This window comes from Klebsiella sp. CN_Kp100 (assembly GCF_040065315.1).
Lineage (GTDB): Bacteria > Pseudomonadota > Gammaproteobacteria > Enterobacterales > Enterobacteriaceae > Klebsiella > Klebsiella oxytoca.
In genome coordinates, this window is record NZ_JBEAIJ010000043.1 from 1 (window position 1) to 20,807 (window position 20,807).

The 20,807-nt window shown below is 53.8% G+C and carries 19 protein-coding genes; 11 read left to right on the plus strand and 8 right to left on the minus strand.

Features of this window, described 5'->3' with window-relative positions; genetic code table 11:
- Positions 1-221 precede the first annotated feature (221 nt).
- The gene (locus ABLV12_RS18745) at positions 222-677 is read left to right on the plus strand and encodes a DUF4385 domain-containing protein (RefSeq protein ID WP_004114495.1); all 456 of its coding nucleotides are present in this window, start codon (positions 222-224) and stop codon (positions 675-677) included.
- A gap of 273 nt (positions 678-950) precedes the next feature.
- On the plus strand, positions 951-2,249 hold the full coding sequence (locus tag ABLV12_RS18750) for an MFS transporter (protein ID WP_004104606.1): 1,299 nt from the start codon (positions 951-953) through the stop codon (positions 2,247-2,249).
- A 2-nt stretch (positions 2,250-2,251) separates the two neighbouring features.
- Here ABLV12_RS18750 and ABLV12_RS18755 read toward each other — a convergent pair whose 3' ends face one another.
- The 5 genes from ABLV12_RS18755 to trxC form a co-directional block, all read right to left on the minus strand.
- Positions 2,252-2,578, minus strand: coding sequence for a YfiM family lipoprotein (locus ABLV12_RS18755; RefSeq protein ID WP_004104604.1), 327 nt, complete (start codon positions 2,576-2,578; stop codon positions 2,252-2,254).
- Between the two features lie 40 nt (positions 2,579-2,618).
- Positions 2,619-3,974 carry a CDP-diacylglycerol--serine O-phosphatidyltransferase gene (gene pssA / locus ABLV12_RS18760; RefSeq protein WP_064398091.1) on the minus strand — a complete coding sequence of 452 codons (1,356 nt, stop codon included), beginning with the start codon at positions 3,972-3,974 and terminating at the stop codon, positions 2,619-2,621.
- 93 nt (positions 3,975-4,067) lie between these two features.
- Positions 4,068-6,746, minus strand: coding sequence for a protein lysine acetyltransferase (gene pat / locus ABLV12_RS18765; RefSeq protein WP_064398092.1), 2,679 nt, complete (start codon positions 6,744-6,746; stop codon positions 4,068-4,070).
- 35 nt (positions 6,747-6,781) lie between these two features.
- Positions 6,782-7,480: a tRNA-uridine aminocarboxypropyltransferase gene (locus ABLV12_RS18770; protein ID WP_004114489.1), complete on the minus strand. Its 699-nt coding sequence runs from the start codon at positions 7,478-7,480 to the stop codon at positions 6,782-6,784.
- A gap of 69 nt (positions 7,481-7,549) precedes the next feature.
- The gene (gene trxC / locus ABLV12_RS18775) at positions 7,550-7,975 is read right to left on the minus strand and encodes a thioredoxin TrxC (protein WP_004104599.1); all 426 of its coding nucleotides are present in this window, start codon (positions 7,973-7,975) and stop codon (positions 7,550-7,552) included.
- 203 nt (positions 7,976-8,178) lie between these two features.
- Between trxC and ABLV12_RS18780 the strand changes: the two genes are divergently transcribed.
- Positions 8,179-9,252: a tRNA/rRNA methyltransferase gene (locus tag ABLV12_RS18780; RefSeq protein WP_004104598.1), complete on the plus strand. Its 1,074-nt coding sequence runs from the start codon at positions 8,179-8,181 to the stop codon at positions 9,250-9,252.
- 106 nt (positions 9,253-9,358) lie between these two features.
- On the opposite strand, the gene ung is transcribed toward ABLV12_RS18780, so the two are convergent.
- A complete protein-coding gene (ung, locus tag ABLV12_RS18785) occupies positions 9,359-10,048 on the minus strand; it encodes a uracil-DNA glycosylase (protein ID WP_004104597.1) in 690 nt (229 codons plus the stop codon).
- Between the two features lie 311 nt (positions 10,049-10,359).
- Here ung and grcA point away from each other — a divergent pair, with 311 nt between their 5' ends.
- On the plus strand, positions 10,360-10,743 hold the full coding sequence (gene grcA / locus ABLV12_RS18790; protein WP_004104596.1) for an autonomous glycyl radical cofactor GrcA: 384 nt from the start codon (positions 10,360-10,362) through the stop codon (positions 10,741-10,743).
- A 44-nt stretch (positions 10,744-10,787) separates the two neighbouring features.
- On the opposite strand, the gene srmB is transcribed toward grcA, so the two are convergent.
- Complete coding sequence (srmB, locus tag ABLV12_RS18795; RefSeq protein WP_004114487.1) at positions 10,788-12,119, minus strand: ATP-dependent RNA helicase SrmB; 1,332 nt, start codon at positions 12,117-12,119, stop codon at positions 10,788-10,790.
- Positions 12,120-12,250: 131 nt separating this feature from the next.
- On the opposite strand from srmB, the gene ABLV12_RS18800 reads away from it, so the two are divergent.
- The gene (locus ABLV12_RS18800; RefSeq protein WP_004104592.1) at positions 12,251-12,991 is read left to right on the plus strand and encodes a tRNA1(Val) (adenine(37)-N6)-methyltransferase; all 741 of its coding nucleotides are present in this window, start codon (positions 12,251-12,253) and stop codon (positions 12,989-12,991) included.
- Here the strand turns inward: ABLV12_RS18800 and nadB are convergent.
- Positions 12,976-14,595 (minus strand): L-aspartate oxidase, encoded by a 1,620-nt coding sequence (nadB, locus tag ABLV12_RS18805; protein WP_004104584.1) that lies wholly within the window; start codon positions 14,593-14,595, stop codon positions 12,976-12,978. The two genes, ABLV12_RS18800 and nadB, sit on opposite strands and share 16 nt — an antisense overlap.
- A 423-nt stretch (positions 14,596-15,018) precedes the next feature.
- On the opposite strand from nadB, the gene rpoE reads away from it, so the two are divergent.
- The 6 genes from rpoE to lepB all read left to right on the plus strand — a co-directional run bounded on the left by rpoE (position 15,019) and on the right by lepB (position 20,684).
- Entirely contained in the window at positions 15,019-15,594 is a 576-nt protein-coding gene (rpoE, locus tag ABLV12_RS18810) for an RNA polymerase sigma factor RpoE (protein ID WP_004104583.1), read from the plus strand.
- A 32-nt stretch (positions 15,595-15,626) separates the two neighbouring features.
- On the plus strand, positions 15,627-16,277 hold the full coding sequence (rseA, locus tag ABLV12_RS18815; RefSeq protein WP_004104582.1) for an anti-sigma-E factor RseA: 651 nt from the start codon (positions 15,627-15,629) through the stop codon (positions 16,275-16,277).
- A complete protein-coding gene (rseB, locus tag ABLV12_RS18820) occupies positions 16,277-17,233 on the plus strand; it encodes a sigma-E factor regulatory protein RseB (protein ID WP_004104581.1) in 957 nt (318 codons plus the stop codon). The genes rseA and rseB overlap by 1 nt, the downstream gene beginning before the upstream one ends.
- Positions 17,230-17,709, plus strand: a complete 480-nt coding sequence (gene rseC, locus ABLV12_RS18825) for a SoxR-reducing system protein RseC (RefSeq protein WP_064398101.1) — start codon at positions 17,230-17,232, stop codon at positions 17,707-17,709. Before rseB ends, rseC begins: the two co-directional genes overlap by 4 nt.
- A gap of 185 nt (positions 17,710-17,894) precedes the next feature.
- Positions 17,895-19,694: a translation elongation factor 4 gene (lepA, locus tag ABLV12_RS18830; protein WP_004104577.1), complete on the plus strand. Its 1,800-nt coding sequence runs from the start codon at positions 17,895-17,897 to the stop codon at positions 19,692-19,694.
- 15 nt (positions 19,695-19,709) lie between these two features.
- A complete protein-coding gene (gene lepB, locus ABLV12_RS18835) occupies positions 19,710-20,684 on the plus strand; it encodes a signal peptidase I (RefSeq protein WP_064344220.1) in 975 nt (324 codons plus the stop codon).
- The last annotated feature ends 123 nt before the right edge of the window (positions 20,685-20,807 follow it).

The window sequence follows — 20,807 nt, forward strand, 5'->3', positions numbered from 1 at the left end:
GCCAGGCATCAAACAAGTGAAGAGCCCATCCTGACGGATGGGCTTTTTGCGTTTTAGTCGTCTGTAACTGTCGGATATCGTTCTCCCTGTATCCAATATCCCTCATGAATCCTGCCGGATTTATGCTGTCTCCCTGTATAAGATCCAGAGTAATTCCTTCTCCACATTCCAGACTTATGTACCAGGCTTATAATATGTACCTGTGGGCATGAGAGAAAATAATGGCCATTAAGCCTTTTAATTACCAGCAAGACTTTTCCAGCATCGATTTTCGCCAGCACCCGGAGCTCTATCAGGTAGGAAGAGGCGAACAGGGCGTGTTGTTGGTTGAGCCCTATAAAAGCGAAATCCTTCCCTACTGGCGCTATAAAGATGAAGCATCCGCGACTGAATCTGCCAGGGAAATTTATCAGCTCTTCGAGTTTTATCGACAGCAGAATGATTTCGTTGGTATGGATATGGCGCGCAAATTTATTCAGATGGGCTACACCCGGGCAAGACGATATGCCAATTACAAAGGTGGTAAAAAATATGCGAAGGATGGCTGCCTGAATCCACGTGGTAATGATCCTGTTAAGGCAGCAGCTGCGGCAGTCTTTAAACAATGGTGGGATAAACTTCGGCAGGATGAAGATTATCTCCAGAGAAAAAAGAAACATCAGGCTCAATGGGGGTAATTTTCAACCTCGATGTTCCTCGCCCCGCATAAATATTTACCGCGATTTAGCCTATATAAAAAACTGTATTGCCCGATCTTCACCATATTTCACTTTGTTAATCCTTAAGAATCTATTTTTAATCGCGAAAAGCTACATTACGAAAAAAAATGTGAATAGGATCACAAACCAAAAAATAACAATTATATAACATTTAATTTACTAACTGATTTGCCTGATGGCGCGGGGACACCCGATGAGGCAGATTGCAGTCTTTGCTGGAGCAGAATTACAATGACAGAAAGCAGTATTAGCGAACGTGAATCGCTGGAACATGCCGATACCCGGCGCCGTATATGGGCCATTGTTGGGGCATCGTCAGGGAATCTGGTGGAATGGTTTGATTTTTATGTCTATTCATTTTGCTCACTCTATTTCGCGCACATCTTCTTTCCTTCCGGGAATACCACAACCCAATTGTTACAAACGGCAGGAGTGTTTGCTGCCGGTTTTCTGATGCGTCCAATCGGGGGATGGATATTCGGGCGCATTGCTGATCGTCGTGGACGCAAAACTTCTATGCTGATTTCCGTATGCATGATGTGTTTTGGTTCACTGGTGATAGCCTGCCTGCCGGGTTATGCAACGATAGGAACCTGGGCTCCGGCTCTGCTTCTGCTTGCACGTTTATTCCAGGGATTATCCGTCGGGGGGGAATACGGTACCAGCGCCACCTATATGAGCGAAGTTGCCGTAGAAGGTAAGAAAGGGTTCTATGCCTCATTTCAGTACGTCACGCTGATTGGTGGTCAACTTCTGGCGGTGCTGGTTGTTGTTGCATTACAACAGATCCTCAGTGATGAAGATCTTCATGCCTGGGGATGGCGTATTCCGTTTGCCCTTGGCGCAGTCCTGGCCATCGTGGCCTTGTGGCTGCGACGCCAGTTGGACGAAACTTCTAAGCAGGAAACGCGCGCGTTAAAAGAGGCTGGTTCGTTCAAAGGGCTCTGGCGTAACCGCAAGGCATTTATTATGGTACTGGGCTTTACTGCCGCCGGGTCGTTAAGCTTTTATACCTTCACCACTTATATGCAAAAATATCTGGTCAATACCGCGGGTATGACAGCGGGCACCGCCAGCATGATTATGACCGCTGCTTTATTTGTTTATATGCTGGTTCAGCCGCTTTTTGGCGCCCTCTCGGACAAGATTGGCCGTCGTACCTCAATGCTCTGTTTTGGCGCGTTGGTCACCCTCTTTACCGTGCCGATTCTTAATGCGCTACAAAACGTGAGTTCGCCGTATGCGGCGTTTGCTCTGGTGATATGCGCCCTGCTGATCGTCAGTTTCTACACCTCAATCAGCGGCATTCTGAAGGCTGAAATGTTTCCGGCCCAGGTACGTGCTCTGGGCGTTGGGCTTTCTTACGCTGTAGCCAATGCGCTATTCGGCGGCTCGGCCGAGTATGTCGCACTGTCGCTAAAATCTGTGGGAATTGAGCACGCTTTTTACTGGTACGTGACCGTCATGGGGGCGATTGCTTTTCTGGTCTCTCTGACGCTGCATCGTAAAGGTAAAGGGCTGCGCTTGTAGATTTATTGATGTGCCAGCTGCCATACCGCATAGCCGGTTGTGGCGCCTGCCACATCCCAGGCGAAATCTTTCCAGCTCCAGCCGCTCCCCGACGGGCGGCTGTCCCATAGCTCCTTCGATGCCCCTAAGCTCACGGAAAACATAAAGCCAATAGCGCCGCTCCGGTCGCGACTATAGCCTTGATGCTGGGCATATTCGTTACCTGCGGCAGAAAGCATCGCTGAGGCGAGGAAGTGCTGGGCTTTGTCCTGACCGCTCCATGAATCATTGGCCATATGGCTGCAGCCGGTCAGTAGTAACAGCGGGGCAATAAGCATGATATTGCGCATACAAATTCCAGGAAAAAGCCCCGCTGAGCGGGGCGGAAATTCAAAGAATACGGCTGATAAGGCGGTCGATTCGAATACGTCGCAGGCGCCTGATCAGTTTGCGTACTTTTATCGGGTAGTCGGCAATACTTTGGAGATCGCGATAGTGCTTAACGATCGTGGTATGTTTGCGGATGAGGCTGAGTTCTTTTTCGCGCATGGCACCAAGCTGATGCTTTGGATCGTGGATAAGAATCGCGTTTTCCAAATCCAGCCGCCAGGCGCGCGGGTTCAGATTATTGCCGGTCAGCAGCATCCACTCATCATCAACCCACATGCCTTTCAGGTGGTAGCTGTTATCATCATCCTTCCATAAACGGACAATGAGCTGGTCAGTATTCACGTAATACTGCAGACGGCTCAGGAAGCGCCGCAGATTAATTTCATAAAGATAGGGCAGCGCGCCGATAATTTTAAATGGCTGATCTTCCGGAATATAGAAATCATTGGCGGTTTTATCGCCGACAATAATTTCGACTTTTTTGCCACTCCGCAACAGCTGAATGATATTACGTACCAGCAGAGCCGGCAGGTTGAAATAGGGGGTGCAGATAGTCAGCTTATGTTCAGCGCAGGGCATCAGATGGAAAATGGTTTTATTCAGCAGGCTCGTCTTGCCCAGGCCAACTAGCGGGGTTACCGACAGCTGTTCTTCGTCGGCATCGCCTGGGAAATGGTAGCGGCTATCGCGCAACTCCTGGCGGTACTGGCGGATTTCATTCTTGATTTCCGGGCTTTTTGGGCGATCGGCCTTATCAAGGCGGTTAACGCCGCGACCTTGCACCAGGTTATTCGCAACCCAGTCAAACATCACATCGGCCATTTTCGCGTTGCGAATGCACTGGTAGCGATCATAGCGATACTTATCGTGCTGATGCAGGTAAACGTCGTTCAGACTGGCGCCGCTGTAGAGAACGCAATCATCAATGATAAAGCCTTTGAAATGGAGGACGCCGAGAGCTTCCCGGGTATTGACTGGAACGCCATAAACCGGGATATCGACGCCAGGGTTCTCCTGCGCCATGCGGCAATACCAGTCGGCGTTGGTGTTTGACGCGGCGACGCCAATACGCCCGCGCTGGGCACGATGCCAGTCAACCAGCACCTGGACATCTAACTCTGGACGCTGACGCTTAGCGTCGTACAGCGCCTGCAAAATTCCTTTACCGCCATCATCCTGTTCCAGATAGAGCGCAATGATACAAATACGCTGGGTGGCTTGAGCTATCCTGGCCAGTAACGCTTGCCGAAAATCTGCCGGAGCGTAAAAGAACTCGATATCATCAACTGACTGAGAAAGCTTAGGGAGTTGGGCAAGGTGTTGTTGATGTTTATTGCGTTTAAATTTTGACAACATCACAGTGCGTTTCTTCTCTGTTTATTGAAGGGTCTTCTGTACCATGCAGACGACGTAAGCGGGCAATAATACCATTACTACCCGTTAAAGTAGTCAACAATTGCGGCCAGCCGATTGTAATTGCTCAGGTACAAGCTGTAGAGACAAACTGACAATTCCATCTTCAAGCTGAATATCAACTGAGAATCCTAGCTTTCTGGCGAGTCCAATCATGCCTTTATTATTAGGCATAGTAATGCCATTCAGCCGCTGCAGACCGTGACTTTGCGTATAGGCAATGAGCTTTTCCAGTAGCTTACGGCCTAAACCCATACCCTTTAAATCAGAGCGCACCAGTACGGCAAACTCGGCATCGATGTTATCCGGGTCGGAGATCGCTCGCGTCACGCCGAGGATCTCATTCCCTTCAGCCGTCGTGCGCACGGCAACAAAGGCCATTTCTCGATCGTAGTCGATCTGCGTCATGTTAGCTAAATCATCGTGAGTAAATTCGTTGATTTCGCTGAAGTAACGATAATAAAGATCTTCCTTCGTGACTTGCGCGATAAAGGCCAGCAGCTGCGGCTCATCTTCCGGGAGTATGGGACGGAAAAGGCAGCGTTCGCCATTCTTCATCTCCACCCACTCCTCCTGCTGCTGCGGATAAGGGCGGATGGCCAGGCGGCTTTCACTATCGCCAGTGAACGGCGCAAGAGTTAACGTGACGTCAAGGGCGGTAAACTCGTGACCGGAAGCCAGCAGAGGGTGGATATCGAGGCGCTGGATTTCCGGGCAGTCGACGATCAAATTCGATACCTGTACCAGTAGCTGACTCAGGCCGGGAATATCGAGCGGACGCAGCGCGCTGCGCCCGCGCACTTTTTTGCTTTTGATGGCCTGGATGACCAGGTAGCGCGCAAGGTTCATATTGAGCGGCGGGAGTGCGACGGCGGCCTGATCTTCTGCTCGCCATTCGACGCCGCCTTCGCCCAGCATGATCAGCGGTCCAAAAACCGGATCGTGCTCGACGACGACCCGCAGCTCCTGCGCCCCGGCTCGATTGGCCATGCTTTGCACCAGCAGTCCGTGAATACGCGCCTGCGGCCAGGTCATTTTGACGCGATCGATAATCGCGTCCGCGGCCTGCTGTACCTCGGTAGCCGTACGTAGGTAAAGCATGACCCCCTGGACTTCCGACTTATGGGGGATGTCTGGCGAGCGGAGCTTGAGCGCGACGGGGTAACCTATCTGTTCGGCGATATGCACGGCCTCGGCGCTATCCGCGGCAATCCACGTCGGTAGAGTATGAATACCGTAAGCGCGCAGAACGGGACTCACTTCATGGGTATCCAGCGTGGTGGCGCCTTCATTGATTGCGCGTTGTAACAGACTATGCGCTTCGGCTGTGTTAGTGGCTAATGAGACTGGCAGTACCGGGGTCTCTCTGAGCTGCTTCTGGTTACGCCGGTATTCCACCATATGCATAAACGCGGTTATCGTCCCTTCGGGGGTACGATAGGTCGGTAGTCCCGCATCGCTAAACAGACGACGCGCCTCTTGCGATGAAAACTCACCGCACCAGTTAGTCAGAACCGTAACGTATTTACCGCGCGGGTGGCGCTTCAGGGCGTCAATCAGCGCCAGCGCGCTTTCCGTCCCCGGAGCAACCGCGCTGGGTGAATGGATCACCAGCAGCGCGTCGTAATCATGGCTATCCAGCAGCACGTTCAGCGCTTTGAGGTAGTGCTCGCTACTGGCGTCATCGCGGAGATCCAGTGGGTTAGCGATATCCATGGTTTCAGGCAACGCCTGGCGGAGAAGATCGCTGGTCTCTTCGCTGAGAGCGGCAAGTTTGCCGTTGCGCAGCCAAAGCTCATCCAGCGCCAGCGCAGCCGGCGCTGCGCCGTTACTGATAATCATGAGTTTCTCGCCGCGCAGTGGGCGCATATGGCTGAGGGTTTCCACCGCAGAGAACAGTTCGTGAGTATCCTGAACCCGCAACAAACCCGCGCGCTGAATAGCGGCGTCCCAGGCCGGATCCATACCGGAATTGACGTGCAGCAGCTTTTGCGCCGCCGGACTACGCCCGCTTTTGATCACCAGGATAGGCTTATTGCGCGATGCGCTACGGGCCGCGGAGACAAAGCGACGGGCGTCGCTAAGGTGTTCAAGATAGAGCAGAATAGCGCTGGTTTTACTGTCGCGAGCAAGGAAATCGAGCAGGTCATCAACGTCGATATCCAGGCTATCGCCGAGCGCAATAAAGTAAGAAAACCCCATTTCGCGCTGCTGGGCCCAGTCGAGGATGGTGTTGGATACGGCCGCCGATTGCGAAATAAACGCCAGTTTACCGCGATGGATAGGAACCGGCGAAAAGCTGGCGTTAAGGCCCTGCCAGGGCGCAAGCAGGCCGAGACTATTCGGCCCGAGCAGGCGCATTTGATAGCGGGCGGCGCATTCAAGCAGCGCGGGATACTGTTCGGGTAGGGAAGAGAGAATAATGCAGGTCTTACACCCTTTTTGCCCCAATGCTTCCAGAAGCTCAAGGTTTCTTCGGGCATTGGTGCAAAGCACCGCGAGATCGGGGGTAAAGGGCAGGCTGTTGACGTCAGGCCAGGCCAGTACGCCCTGAACCGCTTTCCACGCCGGCGTAACGGGAAGGACAGGGCCGTTAAACCCGCCAGCCAGCAGGTTGCGCATCATCAGATAACCGGCGCGCTGTGGTTTCATTGATGCGCCGATAACGGCGATCGATTTCGGCCGCAGCAATGCTTCGAGGCCTCGTTGGCTCATTCCGGTCTCCTTTGATCCCCAGTGACCGAATGATTTTAAACGTTTTCTGTCAGTTGTGCTGTGATACCGCCCTTATGCTGTGTTTTTCCTGCCAGATAGCGCGTTCTGAATAAGCTGAAATGATCGCCAAGGGCGCTGGCTGCGGTGACATCCCCCGCAAGATCCAGCAGCGCTATGGCGACTTCAGCGGTACAGTATTGGCCTTCTGCATGGGCTTCTCGCAGGCGATAAGCGGAGACGCGGGACAGATCAACGGAAATCATCGGCAGCGCATCAAGCCAGGGACTTTTGCGGAACATTTTTCGCGCCTCGGGCCAGGTGCCGTCGAGCATAATAAACAGCGGAGGTTTGCCGGGAAGCGGTGCGTCAAGTACCCGGCGCCCGGCGCTGGCATAGGAGGCCGGAAAAACCACCATTGGCTGATATCTCGCGTCGGCAACGAGATCGAGAAGCGCCTGCGGCGGTTCGGTTCGCGACCATTGAAAGGCTTCCGTATCCGGCAGGATATCGGCAATCAGGCGTCCGGTATTGCTGGGCTTCATTGGCTCGGTATCGAACATCACCAGGCAAAAACGGCTGGTGGCGGCAACGGGATTAAGGGTCGCGCAGAGGCACTGTTTCAACGGCAGCAAACAGCGCTGGCAGCGGTGAATACGGTTGCCGCGAGCAAGAAAAGGCCGGGTGGCGCGCGCGAGACGTTCGGCGCGAAGGCGAAGGACGGCGTTATCAGTCATGGGGATCGCTAAGAAAAAACGCCATTGTCGCAGAGGTAAAAACGGGGCACAAGCGGTGCCCCGTCGGGTTTATTGCTGGCCGGCTTCGTTCAACCAGCTATCGAAAGGCGCTTTTGGTACGGCGCCGTTCAGCATGTCGATGACTTCGCCATTTTTGAACATCATAATGGTCGGGATACTGCGGATGCGGAAGCGGGCGCTCAGTTCGCGTTCCATTTCGGTATTCACTTTCACGAACCGCATTTCGCCGCTGCGCTCTTCAGCCACATCTTCGAAAATGGGCGCAAAGTTACGGCAGGGGCCGCACCACGGCGCCCAGAAATCAACGACAACGGGCAGATCGTCCTTCAGCAGTTTATCCAGCGTTGCCCCGGTCGCGTTGATCACATCGCCGTCAAAAAGATCGTGGCCGCAGCGCCCGCATTTCGCGCCATCAGCGCTACGATCGTCGGGGATGCGGTTCAGAGCCTGACAACTGGCACAAACGGTATTCATAACTAACCTCTGGTTATGGGTTGCAGCGCGGCACGTGGCCGATTTGTTTCTGTAATGTTACATATTATCGATGCAGTACTAATAAAGGACAATGAGTTTTATTCAATGATTACGATAGACTCAGGCTTTTAAATGAAATAATGGCTAAGTGATGGCACATCGGGTAATCTGCGCGCTTCGCGCAGCGCAGGTGGAGAAAATGAATGAGCGACGACGAACTGAAAAATAAAAGCGGCAAGGTCAAAGTGATGTATGTCCGCAGTGATGATGATTCTGACCGACGTACCCATAACCCGCGTACCGGGAAAGGTGGGGGACGCCCAGGAAAGTCTCGTGTTGACGGTCGTAACCGCCCTGCGCGCGATGAAAGAGACAGCCGCGGTGGCGATCGTAAACGTGACGATCGCAAGCGTGAAGGCTTCGGCGGTGAGGGTTCCTCTCCGTGGCGTACCGTATCCCGCGCGCCGGGTGATGAGGCGCCGGTAAAAGCGGATCACGGCGGGATCAGCGGAAAAAGCTTTATCGATCCTGAAGTGCTGCGTCGCCAACGCGCGGAAGAGACCCGTGTTTACGGCGAAAATGCCTGCCAGGCGCTTTTCCAGAGCCGTCCGGACGCTATTGTGCGCGCCTGGTTTATCCAGAGCGTGACTCCGCGCTTCAAAGAAGCCCTGCGCTGGATGGCGGCTAACCGTAAAGCTTATCACGTCGTTGATGAAGCAGAGCTGGCGAAAGCGTCCGGCACTGAACACCACGGCGGAGTTTGCTTCCTGATTAAAAAACGTCATGGCACCTCTGTTGAGCAGTGGGTGGCGAAAGCCGACGCTGAAGATTGCGTGCTGGCGCTGGAAGATGTCGGCAACCCGCACAACCTTGGCGCCATCATGCGCAGCTGCGCGCACTTCGGCGTTAAGGGCGTAATTGTGCAGGATGCTGGCGTTATGGAGTCCGGTGCCGCGATTCGTACCGCCGAAGGCGGGGCAGAACACGTTGAACCGATTACGGGCGACAGCTTTATCGATACGCTTGAGCGCTTCCGTAAAGCGGGCTACGCGATTGTTTCAACTTCCAGTCATAACGGGACTCCGCTGTTTAAAGCCGAGCTGCCGAAGAAGATGGTGCTGGTGTTAGGACAGGAGAGCGACGGTCTGTCTGATGCCGCTATCTCCAGCGCCGATCTGAATATTGCTATCGAAGGCACCGGCAACGTTGAAAGCCTGAACGTTTCCGTGGCAACCGGCGTGCTGCTGGCAGAATGGTGGCGACAGAACAAAGCTTGATAGCTTGTCGCAGAACGATAAATGCCAGCGTAATGCTGGCATTTTCATTGTCATCCCTAAACCACCTCCTGGGGAGGTGGTGATTGATTTTTAACACTGGTCTGCTTTATTCGCTCTCAGCCGGCAGCCGGGGTAGCCAGTCAATTGGCGCTTCGCCGCGTTCAGCCAGCCATTCATTCGCCAGGACGAAATGATTACAGCCGAAGAAGCCGCGGTGCGCGGAGAGCGGTGACGGATGCGGCGCTTTGAGCACGCAATGGCGCTGGCGATCGATAATCGCGCCTTTCTTTTGCGCATGTGAACCCCACAGCAAAAATACAACCCCTTCCCGATGCTGGTTAATCAGTGAAATCACTTTATCGGTAAAGGTTTCCCATCCGAGACTAGCGTGAGAGTGCGCTTGCCCGGCGCGTACCGTTAATACGGTATTAAGCAGCAAAACCCCCTGACGCGCCCAGCTTTCGAGATAACCATGATTTGGGCGCTGAAAGCCCGGGATCGTGCCTTCCAGCTCTTTATACATGTTCAGCAGAGAAGGAGGGGTCGCAACGCCCGGTAAAACAGAGAAGGCAAGGCCGTGAGCCTGTCCTGGTCCGTGGTAGGGATCCTGACCGAGGATCACCACTTTGACGTCGCTTAGCTCGGTATAGCGAAACGCGTTGAAAACGTCTTTTTGTGGAGGATAGATAGTGATGCCCGATTGCCGCTCTTCAGCAACCGTTTTTAAGGTATTAACAAACCAGGGTTGCTGCTTCTCTTCTGCCAGCACATCGTGCCAGGTTAATGGGGTGGTCATTTTGCTCTCCTGCAAAGTGTCATTGCCATAGCTTAACTGCATCTTTCTACAACACAAAATTTGCGCCATCCCACTGGCGTTCTTTGTGCAAAAAAAATTGAAAACTTACAAATTTTTTTGCTGAAGGATGTAGCGTAACTTGATGTAAAACAATAATATCTGCCTATACCCACTTTTGTGATGGGGTTTTTGTTGATTTAAATCAAAGAATGCCGGATGCCCGGCTGATATATATACACTCATACAACAATGGTTTTACCAATTGGCCGCGAAGGCCAATAATCGAACAAACACTGCCTGGGAGGCATAAAATGATTACTGGTATCCAAATTACTAAAGCTGCAAATGACGACCTGCTGAACTCTTTCTGGCTGCTGGACAGCGAAAAAGGCGAAGCCCGCTGCCTGTGCGCGAAAGCCGGTTTTGCTGAAGATGACGTGGTTGCGGTGAGCAATCTGGGCGAGATCGAATACCGTGAAATCCCGGTAGACGTGAAGCCTGAAGTCCGCGTGGAAGGCGGTCAGCACCTGAACGTGAACGTTCTGCGTCGCGAAACTCTGCTGGATGCGGTTGAACATCCGGAAAAATATCCGCAGCTGACCATTCGCGTTTCTGGCTATGCGGTGCGCTTTAACTCCCTGACGCCGGAACAGCAGCGCGACGTTATCGCCCGTACTTTTACCGAAAGCCTGTAAGACTCAACTTTGATGTAAAAACGCCGGGATATCCCGGCGTTTTTTTACTCTTCGTTTGGCTTCTGCGCGGTATCCACTCCGCTTGGTTTACGACGCTTACCAATGTTTTTGGTATCGCGGTGGCGTTTTTTCACGCGCGGCTTCTCTTTTTCTTTCTCTTTCTTCTCTGCACGCTTCGCTAATACTTTCCTGGACGGTTTACCGGTTTGCTTCTCGCTTGGCGCGCGGGTAGTTGGGCGCAGCCCATCAATAACGCGGGCTTTTAGCGGCTCTTCAGTATAGCGGCCAATTTTACCCAGCAGCAGATGATCGTGGGCTTCAACCAGTGAAATAGCCGTACCTTTTTTACCCGCCCGGCCGGTACGACCAATACGGTGCAGGTAAATATCTGCCGTGCGCGGCAGGTCGAAGTTAAATACGTGGCTTACGTCCGCGATGTCGATTCCGCGTGCGGCAACATCGGTAGCGATTAACACGTTAATTCGACCATCGGTCAGGCGGCTAATTGCTTCATTACGTTTCGCCTGCACCATCTCGCCTTCCAGCCAGCAGGTATTGATACCCGCTTCACGCAGCCAGCCCGCCAGTTCATGAACGCGCTCGCGCTTACGTACGAAGACGATAGAGCGCGTCGCTTCCGGCTGCTTCAGCAGATGGACCAGCAGAGCGGTCTTGTGCTTGACGTCATCGGCACGGTAATACCACTGGTGAATTTTTTTACGCTCGCGGGTGGAGGGCGTTGCCGAGACTTCTACCGGTTCTTCCAGCAGGCGTTCAGCAAAATCTTTAATGGCGTCACCTTCGAGGGTGGCGGAGAACAGCATCGTCTGCTTACGCCAGCGGGTTTCACCGGCAATGTGTTCGATATCCTGCGCGAAGCCCATATCCAGCATGCGGTCCGCTTCATCAAGGATCAGGGTTTCAACGGCGCGGCAATCAAAGTTTTCTTCTTTAATATACTGCAGCAGGCGGCCGGTCGTGGCGACCACAATATCCTGGTTCTCGCTGAACACTTCAGCATGGTTCATATAGGCGACACCGCCGGTAATGGTGGCGATATCCAGATGAGTATGTTTTGCCAGCTCACGCGCGTGGTCGGCAACCTGCATTGCCAGTTCGCGAGTTGGGGTCAGGATAAGAATGCGCGGCGGACCAGATTTCTTGCGCGGAAAATCGAGCAGATGCTGCAACGCGGGCAGAAGATACGCCGCCGTTTTACCGGTGCCTGTCGGGGCTGAACCGAGAATATCACGGCCATCAAGCGCAGGCGGAATAGCGGCGGCCTGAATGGCTGTCGGGCGTGTGAAACCTTTGTCCTGGAGAGCGTCCAGCAGGTTTTCGTCGAGTTCAAGTTCGGAAAAAGTCGTTACAGTCATGATCTACCTCTGAGTGGACCGCCGATTATAGACGTTACGGACGCAATGTTCATCTGTTTGTAAGGCTATCTGTTCTCCGGTATTGTGCATAGCCTTACGCTCAGGAGTTTTTGTCCGCAAGGTTATCGAGGATGTCCCAGTCGAAGTTCGCGCTGCCGCGCAATGGTTTTACGTTTAAGCAGTTTTTTGTCGCCCACGATCGCTGTGCGATGAAAGTGGGTACCGACGGCATTTTACTTGGCGCATGGGCCCCGATCGCGCAGGTTAAGCGCGTGCTGGATATCGGCGCGGGCAGCGGCCTGTTAGCCCTGATGCTCGCGCAGCGTACCGGGGAGACGGTCATCGTGGATGCCGTGGAGCTTGACGAAGAGGCGGCACAACAGGCGCGAGAAAACGCCGCGGATTCTCCATGGGCCGGGCGTCTGCAGATTCATCAGGCCGATATTCAGCAATGGCAGCCGCGGCAAACCCGACGCTATGAGCTGATTGTCAGCAACCCGCCTTTTTTCGCAGAAGGTGTACCTTGCGCCACCTCGCAGCGCGAGCAGGCTCGATACACTTCCTCTCTCGATCACGCAACATTATTAACCTGCGCCGCCGAACTTATTACGGAAGAGGGGTTTTTCTGCGTTGTGCTTCCGGTCGACATCGGTAACGCGTTTGTGCAGCGGGCGCAGAATATGGGCTGGCATCTGCGTCTACGAACGGATGTCGCGGAAACGGAAATGCGCCCGCCGCATCGGGTTCTGCTGGCTTTTTCGCCGTCGGCGGGGGAAGAGTGCTTTAGCGACAGATTAGTTATCCGCGGGCCAGAGCAGCAATATTCCGAAGGATTTACCGCTTTGACCCAGGATTTTTATCTTTTTATGTGAGCCAGCGGCGAGAGCACCGACGGTCCGCTGTCGGGCAATTGCTCAGGATAGTCCAGCGTATAGTGAAGCCCGCGGCTCTCTTTACGCTGCATGGCACAGCGTACAATCAGCTCAGCAACCTGTACCAGGTTACGCAGCTCCAGCAAATTATTAGAGACACGGAAGCGGGCGTAGTATTCGTCCAGCTCCTGTTGCAGCATAGTAATACGGCGCAGGGCGCGTTCAAGACGACGAGTGGTACGCACGATGCCGACATAATCCCACATCAGCAAGCGCAGCTCATGCCAGTTGTGCTGTATTACGACCAGTTCATCAGGTATTTCGACCTGGCTTTCGTCCCAGGAAGGCAGTTTATTGACCGCCTGAGCGAACGGCATACGCTTAACGATATCTTCGGCAGCGGACCAGCCGTAAACAAGGCACTCCAGCAATGAATTTGAAGCCATACGGTTAGCGCCGTGTAATCCCGTGTAGCTCACTTCGCCAATGGCGTACAGTCCGTCAACATCAGTGCGCCCATGATCGTCAACCATCACGCCGCCGCAGGTATAATGTGCCGCCGGCACAATGGGAACTGGCTCTTTTGTCAGGTCAATGCCCAGCCCCAGCAGCTTCTCATAGATCATCGGGAAGTGGTGGCGGATAAATTCTGCCGGTTTATGGCTGATATCGAGATACATACAGTCAACGCCCAGGCGCTTCATCTCATGATCGATCGCTCTGGCGACAATGTCGCGCGGAGCCAGTTCGCCGCGCTCGTCAAAGTCCGGCATAAACCGTGTGCCGTCCGGACGTTTCAACAGTGCGCCCTCGCCGCGCAGCGCTTCCGTTAACAGGAAATTGCGCGCTTGCGGATGGTACAGCGCCGTTGGGTGAAACTGATTAAATTCCAGATTGGCGACCCGACAGCCGGCTCGCCAGGCCATTGCAATACCATCCCCGGAAGAGACGTCAGGGTTGGTCGTATACTGATAAACCTTCGCTGCGCCGCCGGTCGCCAGCACCACAGCTTTTGCGCTGCAGGTCTCAACCGCTTCTTTATTACGGTTCCAGATCCAGGCCCCCACAACGCGCCGCGTTCCCGGCAGGCCGATTTTATCGGAGAGAATCAGATCAACGGCGTTGCTGCGCTCCAGCACCCGGATATTAGGGTGGGCCAGCGCCTTGCTCACCAGGGTGGTCTCTACGGCTTTCCCGGTCGCATCGGCGGCGTGGAGGATACGGCGATGGCTGTGCCCCCCTTCGCGCGTCAGGTGATAGCTCGCTTCGCCGTTTGCCTGTACCTCAGTATCGAACAAAACGCCCTGATCGATAAGCCATTGAACGCAGGGTTTAGCGTTGCTCGCAACAAAGGAGACCGCATGGCGATCGCAAAGACCCGCTCCCGCAATCAGCGTATCTTCGATGTGGGATTCAACGCTGTCGGTTTCATCAAACACGGCGGCGATGCCGCCTTGCGCATAGAAAGTAGACCCTTCACTAATTGGGCCTTTGCTGAGAACGGTGACCGTACAGCGTTCCGCCAGGCGCAGGGCGAGAGATAAACCAGCAGCGCCGCTGCCAACAATTAGCACATCACAGGAGGAATCAGGAGTTGTATTCATAGTCTTTGTTTAATTTACTAAACACGATTACCGAACAATAGCACCAGCCAGCGATAATTCGTACACTTTTTTTACTGCTGGTTGTGCAGGCTAAACATGGAGTCACAATGTGGCGGGAGATACGTCTACGAAAGGTTTTGCGAAGCCGCTCGTTAGCTTCAGATTTTATAGTGAAATAAAAGTCGGGTTACGTTACCCTTCTGGCGGGTCTTGCGCTTTTTCTTATTATCTTACATATCGTTTAGCTACCGGGACATATAATGAGAGATAACAATCCGTCAGCCGATGCCGAACGAAAAACAAAGGCGTAACGGAACTTTATTGTTTTCAGACACTCCAACCCTCTGCTTGCTCATTTATGCAGTAATTGGGTGGTGTTTTTGAATACGCATGGGAATTGGGTTTGGGGAGACATTACCTCGGATGAGCGAGCAGTTAACGGATCAGGTCCTTGTTGAACGGGTCCAGAAAGGAGATCAGAAAGCATTTAACCTGCTGGTGGTACGCTATCAGCATAAGGTTGCAAGCCTGGTCTCCCGCTACGTGCCGCCGGGCGATATCGCTGACGTTGTTCAGGAATCGTTCGTTAAAGCATGGCGTGCGCTGGATTCTTTCCGGGGGGATAGTGCTTTTTACACCTGGTTATATCGCATTGCCGTAAACACGGCGAAGAATTATCTGGTTGCTCAGGGGCGCCGTCCGCCATCCAGCGATGTTGATGCAAATGATGCTGAAAACTTCGAAAGCGGTGGGGCGTTGAAAGAAATTTCGAACCCTGAGAACTTAATGTTGTCAGAAGAGCTGAGACAGATAGTCTTTCGTACCATTGAGTCGCTTCCGGAGGATTTACGCATGGCAATTACCCTGCGGGAGCTGGATGGCATGAGCTATGAAGAAATAGCCGCCATCATGGATTGTCCGGTGGGCACAGTGCGTTCACGCATCTTCCGGGCGCGAGAAGCTATTGATAATAAAGTTCAACCGCTCATCAGGCGTTGACGATAGCGGAATACTGGAAAAGGGTATCAGGCATGCAGAAAGAAAAACTTTCGGCCTTAATGGATGGTGAAACGCTGGATAACGAACTGCTCAATGAGCTGGAGCGTTCATCTGAAATGCAAAAAACCTGGGAGAGCTACCATCTCATCCGCGATACGCTGCGAGGCGATACGAGTGAGATGCTCCATTTTGATATCTCAGCTCGCGTCATGGCCGCCATTGAAAACGAGCCCGTTCGTCAGACGGTTCCTCTTATTCCGGAATCTCAGCCCGCACCGCACCAGTGGCGTCAGATGCCTTTCTGGCAAAAAGTTCGCCCGTGGGCCAGTTCGCTCACCCAGATGGGCGTTGCCGCGTGCGTATCTCTGGCTGTGATTGTTGGCGTTCAACAGTATAATGGCCAGTCTGATACCTCTCAGCAGCCGGAAGCGCCGGTGTTTAACACCATGCCGATGATGGGTAAGGCCAGCCCGGTTAGCCTGGGCGTACCGGCGGATGCCTCAGCAGGTACCGGCCAGCAGGCTCAAGTGCAGGAACAGCGCCGCAGAATTAATGCTATGCTGCAGGATTATGAATTGCAGCGTCGCCTGCATGCGGAACAGCTGCAGTTTGGCCAGGCCCAGACTCAACAAGCCGCTGTTCAGGTGCCGGGCTATCAAACTTTAGGAACGCAATCGCAGTAATGAAGCAACTTTGGTGTGCCATGTCGCTCATGGCAGGCAGCCTGTTCTTCTCCGTAAACGCCTCGGCTGATACATCGTCCGGGGCGTTGTTGCAGCAGATGAATCTGGCCAGCCAGTCCCTTAATTACGAGCTCTCTTTCGTCAGCATCAACAAGCAGGGTGTTGAGTCGCTGCGCTATCGACACGCTAAACTGGATAATCGCACTCTGGCTCAGCTTCTCCAGCTCGACGGCCCCCGTCGGGAAGTGGTGCTGCGCGGAACGGAGATTAGCTACTTTGAACCCGGGCTCGATCCTTTTACGCTGAACGGCGACTATATTGTTGATTCGCTGCCCTCGCTGGTTTACTCCGACTTTAAACGTCTTTCATCCTATTACGACTTCATTTCCGTTGGGCGTACGCGTATTGCCGATCGTCTATGCGATGTGGTTCGCGTCGTGGCTCGCGATGGTACCCGCTATAGCTATATCGCCTGGCTGGATGCGGAAACTAAGCTTCCGCTGCGGGTGGATCTGCTTGATCGGGATGGCGAAACGCTTGAGCAGTTCCGGGTGGTCTCCTTCAACGTTGGCGATAATGTCAGCGCCAGCATGGAAACCCTGTCTAAAGCTAATCTACCTCCGCAGCTGTCCGTTCCGGAGGGGGGCAATAAGGCCAACTTTAACTGGGCGCCAACCTGGCTGCCGCAGGGTGTTGCCGAAGTGTCCAGCAGCCAGCGTCGCCTGCCCACTTTCGATGGGCCGGTAGAGTCCCGATTGTATTCCGACGGGCTGTTTAGTTTCTCCATTAATATCAATCGCGCCACGGCAAATAGCACCGATCAGCTACTGCGTACCGGCCGTCGTACCGTAGCGACTACCGTGCGTGATAACGCAGAAATCACCATTGTTGGCGAGCTGCCTCCGCAAACCGCCAAGCGGATTTCCGACAGTATCAAATTCAGGGCAGTACAATGATTAAAGAGTGGGCGACGGTTGTTTCCTGGGACAATGGCGTTGCGCTGGTGCATTGCGATGTCAAAGCCTCCTGCAGCAGCTGCGCTTCTCGCGCCGGTTGCGGAAGCCGGGTGCTGAATAAGCTAGGGCCGCAAACCAGCCATACAATTAGCGTTCCCTGCGAACAGCCGCTGTCGGCCGGGCAAAAGGTCGAGCTGGGTATTGCCGAGAGCAGCCTGCTAGGGTCGGCAGTATTGGTCTATATGGCGCCGTTAGTGGGTTTGTTCGTAATGGCATCAATATTCCAGGTGCTGTTTGCCAATGATTTCGCCTCCCTCTGCGGGGCGATACTGGGCGGCGTCGGCGGGTTTCTGGTAGCGCGCGGCCTCTCGCCGGGCCTGGCTTCCCGGCAGTCGTGGCAGCCGGTGATTCTTCGCGTCGGTTTACCGCCAGATTTAGTCCGCATCGAGACGACTTCCTCACCATTGGGTCAGTGATTTCACTGGCCCTTATCTTTATTTACAACTCACGCAAGAACTCGTCATTTACTCCAGCTATGCTAGCGGTAAGAGCATTTCCTGGTTTCGTGGATGTAGTGTAGAATGCGGCGTTTTCGGATTAAAAAACGTCAGGCACAGTACAGCGGCCTCATGATTCGCGTAAGGCATAATTAACTCTAAATATGAAGAATATACGTAACTTTTCAATCATCGCTCACATCGACCACGGTAAGTCGACATTGTCTGACCGAATTATCCAGATTTGCGGTGGCCTTTCCGATCGTGAAATGGCAGCCCAGGTTCTGGACTCCATGGATCTTGAACGTGAGCGCGGTATTACCATCAAGGCGCAGAGCGTCACCCTCGATTACAAAGCGTCTGATGGTGAAACCTATCAGCTGAACTTTATCGACACGCCCGGCCACGTCGACTTCTCTTATGAAGTTTCTCGTTCGCTTGCTGCCTGTGAAGGCGCTTTGCTGGTGGTTGATGCGGGGCAGGGCGTAGAAGCCCAGACGCTGGCTAACTGCTATACGGCGATGGAAATGGACCTGGAAGTGGTTCCGGTCCTGAACAAAATTGACCTGCCGGCGGCCGATCCGGAGCGCGTGGCGGAAGAAATTGAAGACATCGTCGGTATCGATGCTACCGATGCGGTGCGCTGTTCTGCAAAGACCGGCGTTGGCGTGCCGGACGTGCTGGAACGCCTGGTGCGCGACATTCCGCCGCCGGAAGGCGACCCGGAAGCGCCGCTGCAGGCTCTGATCATCGACTCCTGGTTCGATAACTACCTCGGCGTCGTCTCTCTGGTGCGTATCAAAAACGGCACCATGCGTAAAGGCGATAAAATTAAGGTGATGAGTACCGGGCAGGTGTATAACGCCGACCGCCTGGGCATCTTCACGCCGAAACAGGTTGACCGTACCGAGCTGAAATGCGGCGAGGTAGGCTGGCTGGTTTGCGCCATCAAAGATATTCTCGGCGCGCCGGTCGGCGATACGCTGACTCTCTCCCGCAACCCGGCGGAAAAAGCGCTGCCAGGCTTTAAAAAGGTTAAACCGCAGGTTTACGCCGGCCTGTTCCCGGTCAGTTCTGATGATTACGAGAACTTCCGCGATGCGCTGGGCAAACTGAGCCTTAACGATGCCTCTCTGTTCTACGAACCGGAAAGCTCCACCGCGCTGGGCTTCGGTTTCCGCTGCGGCTTCCTGGGTCTTCTGCATATGGAGATCATCCAGGAGCGTCTTGAGCGTGAATATGACCTGGATCTGATCACCACGGCGCCGACGGTCGTTTATGAAGTAGAAACCACCTCGAAAGAAGTTATTTACGTCGATAGCCCGTCCAAGCTGCCGCCGCTGAACAATATTCAGGAGCTGCGCGAGCCGATCGCCGAGTGTCATATGCTGCTGCCGCAGGAGTTTTTAGGCAACGTCATTACCCTGTGTATCGAAAAACGCGGCGTACAGACCAATATGGTCTATCACGGCAATCAGGTTGCGTTGACCTATGAAATTCCGATGGCGGAAGTGGTGCTCGACTTCTTTGACCGTCTGAAGTCTACTTCCCGCGGCTATGCCTCGCTGGACTACAACTTCAAACGCTTCCAGGCCTCCAATATGGTGCGCGTGGATGTGTTGATTAACGGCGAGCGCGTGGATGCGCTGGCGCTGATCACGCATAACGATAATGCGCCGTATCGCGGCCGCGAACTGGTTGAGAAGATGAAAGAGCTGATCCCGCGTCAGCAGTTCGATATCGCTATCCAGGCTGCTATCGGCAACCACATCATTGCCCGTTCTACCGTAAAACAGCTGCGTAAAAACGTCCTGGCGAAATGCTATGGCGGCGACGTCAGCCGTAAGAAAAAGCTGCTGCAGAAGCAGAAAGAAGGTAAGAAACGAATGAAGCAGGTCGGTAACGTTGAGCTGCCGCAGGAAGCGTTCCTCGCCATTCTGCACGTTGGTAAAGACGGCAAATAACCCTAAGGAGTTGGCATGGCGAACATGTTTGCCCTGATCCTGGTCATCGCTACTGTGGTGACGGGTCTGTTGTGGTGCCTGGATAAGTTTATCTTTGCGCCAAAACGTCGCGAAAGTCAGGCCGCTGCCCAGGCGGCGACCGGCGACCAGCTGGACAAGAAAACGCTGAAAAAGGTGGGCCCGAAACCGGGCTGGCTGGAAACCGGCGCTTCCATCTTCCCGGTACTGGCGATTGTTCTGGTGGTTCGCTCATTTATTTATGAGCCCTTCCAGATCCCATCCGGCTCAATGATGCCGACGCTGCTAATCGGCGATTTTATTCTGGTAGAGAAGTTTGCTTACGGCATTAAGGATCCGATTTACCAGAAAACGCTGATCGAAACCGGGCATCCGAAGCGCGGCGATATCGTTGTCTTTAAATATCCGCAGGATCCGCGCCTGGATTATATCAAGCGGGCCGTCGGCTTACCGGGTGATAAAGTCACTTACGATCCGATTGCTAAACAGGTCACTATCCAGCCGGGCTGCAGTTCTGGTCAGGCCTGCGGCAACGCTCTGCCGGTCACTTACTCCAACGTTGAGCCGAGCGATTTCGTACAGACCTTCTCCCGCAGCAACGGCGGTGAAGCGACCAGCGGTTTCTGGCAACTGCCGAAAGGCGAGACCAAAGCGAATGGCATTCGTCTGACCGAACGTAAAGAGACGCTGGGTGACGTGACGCACCGCATTTTGACCGTGCCGATTGCGCAGGATCAGGTTGGGATGTATTACCACCAGTCCGGGCTACCGCTGGCAACCTGGATTGTCCCCCCGGGGCAGTATTTTATGATGGGTGACAACCGCGATAACAGCGCCGACAGCCGTTATTGGGGCTTTGTGCCGGAAGCGAATCTGGTGGGTAAAGCCACCGCAATCTGGATGAGTTTCGAAAAACAGGAAGGTGAATGGCCTACCGGCGTACGTTTATCGCGCATTGGCGGCATTCATTAATTTTCCTGCCTTATTCACGCTGCCGCCGCAATAACGGCAGCGTGAATTATTTAATATTTAAATCTATTCAAACTAACGACATCCCTTGTCGTTGCGTATAGAATATCCCCCCGAAGTTTTAGG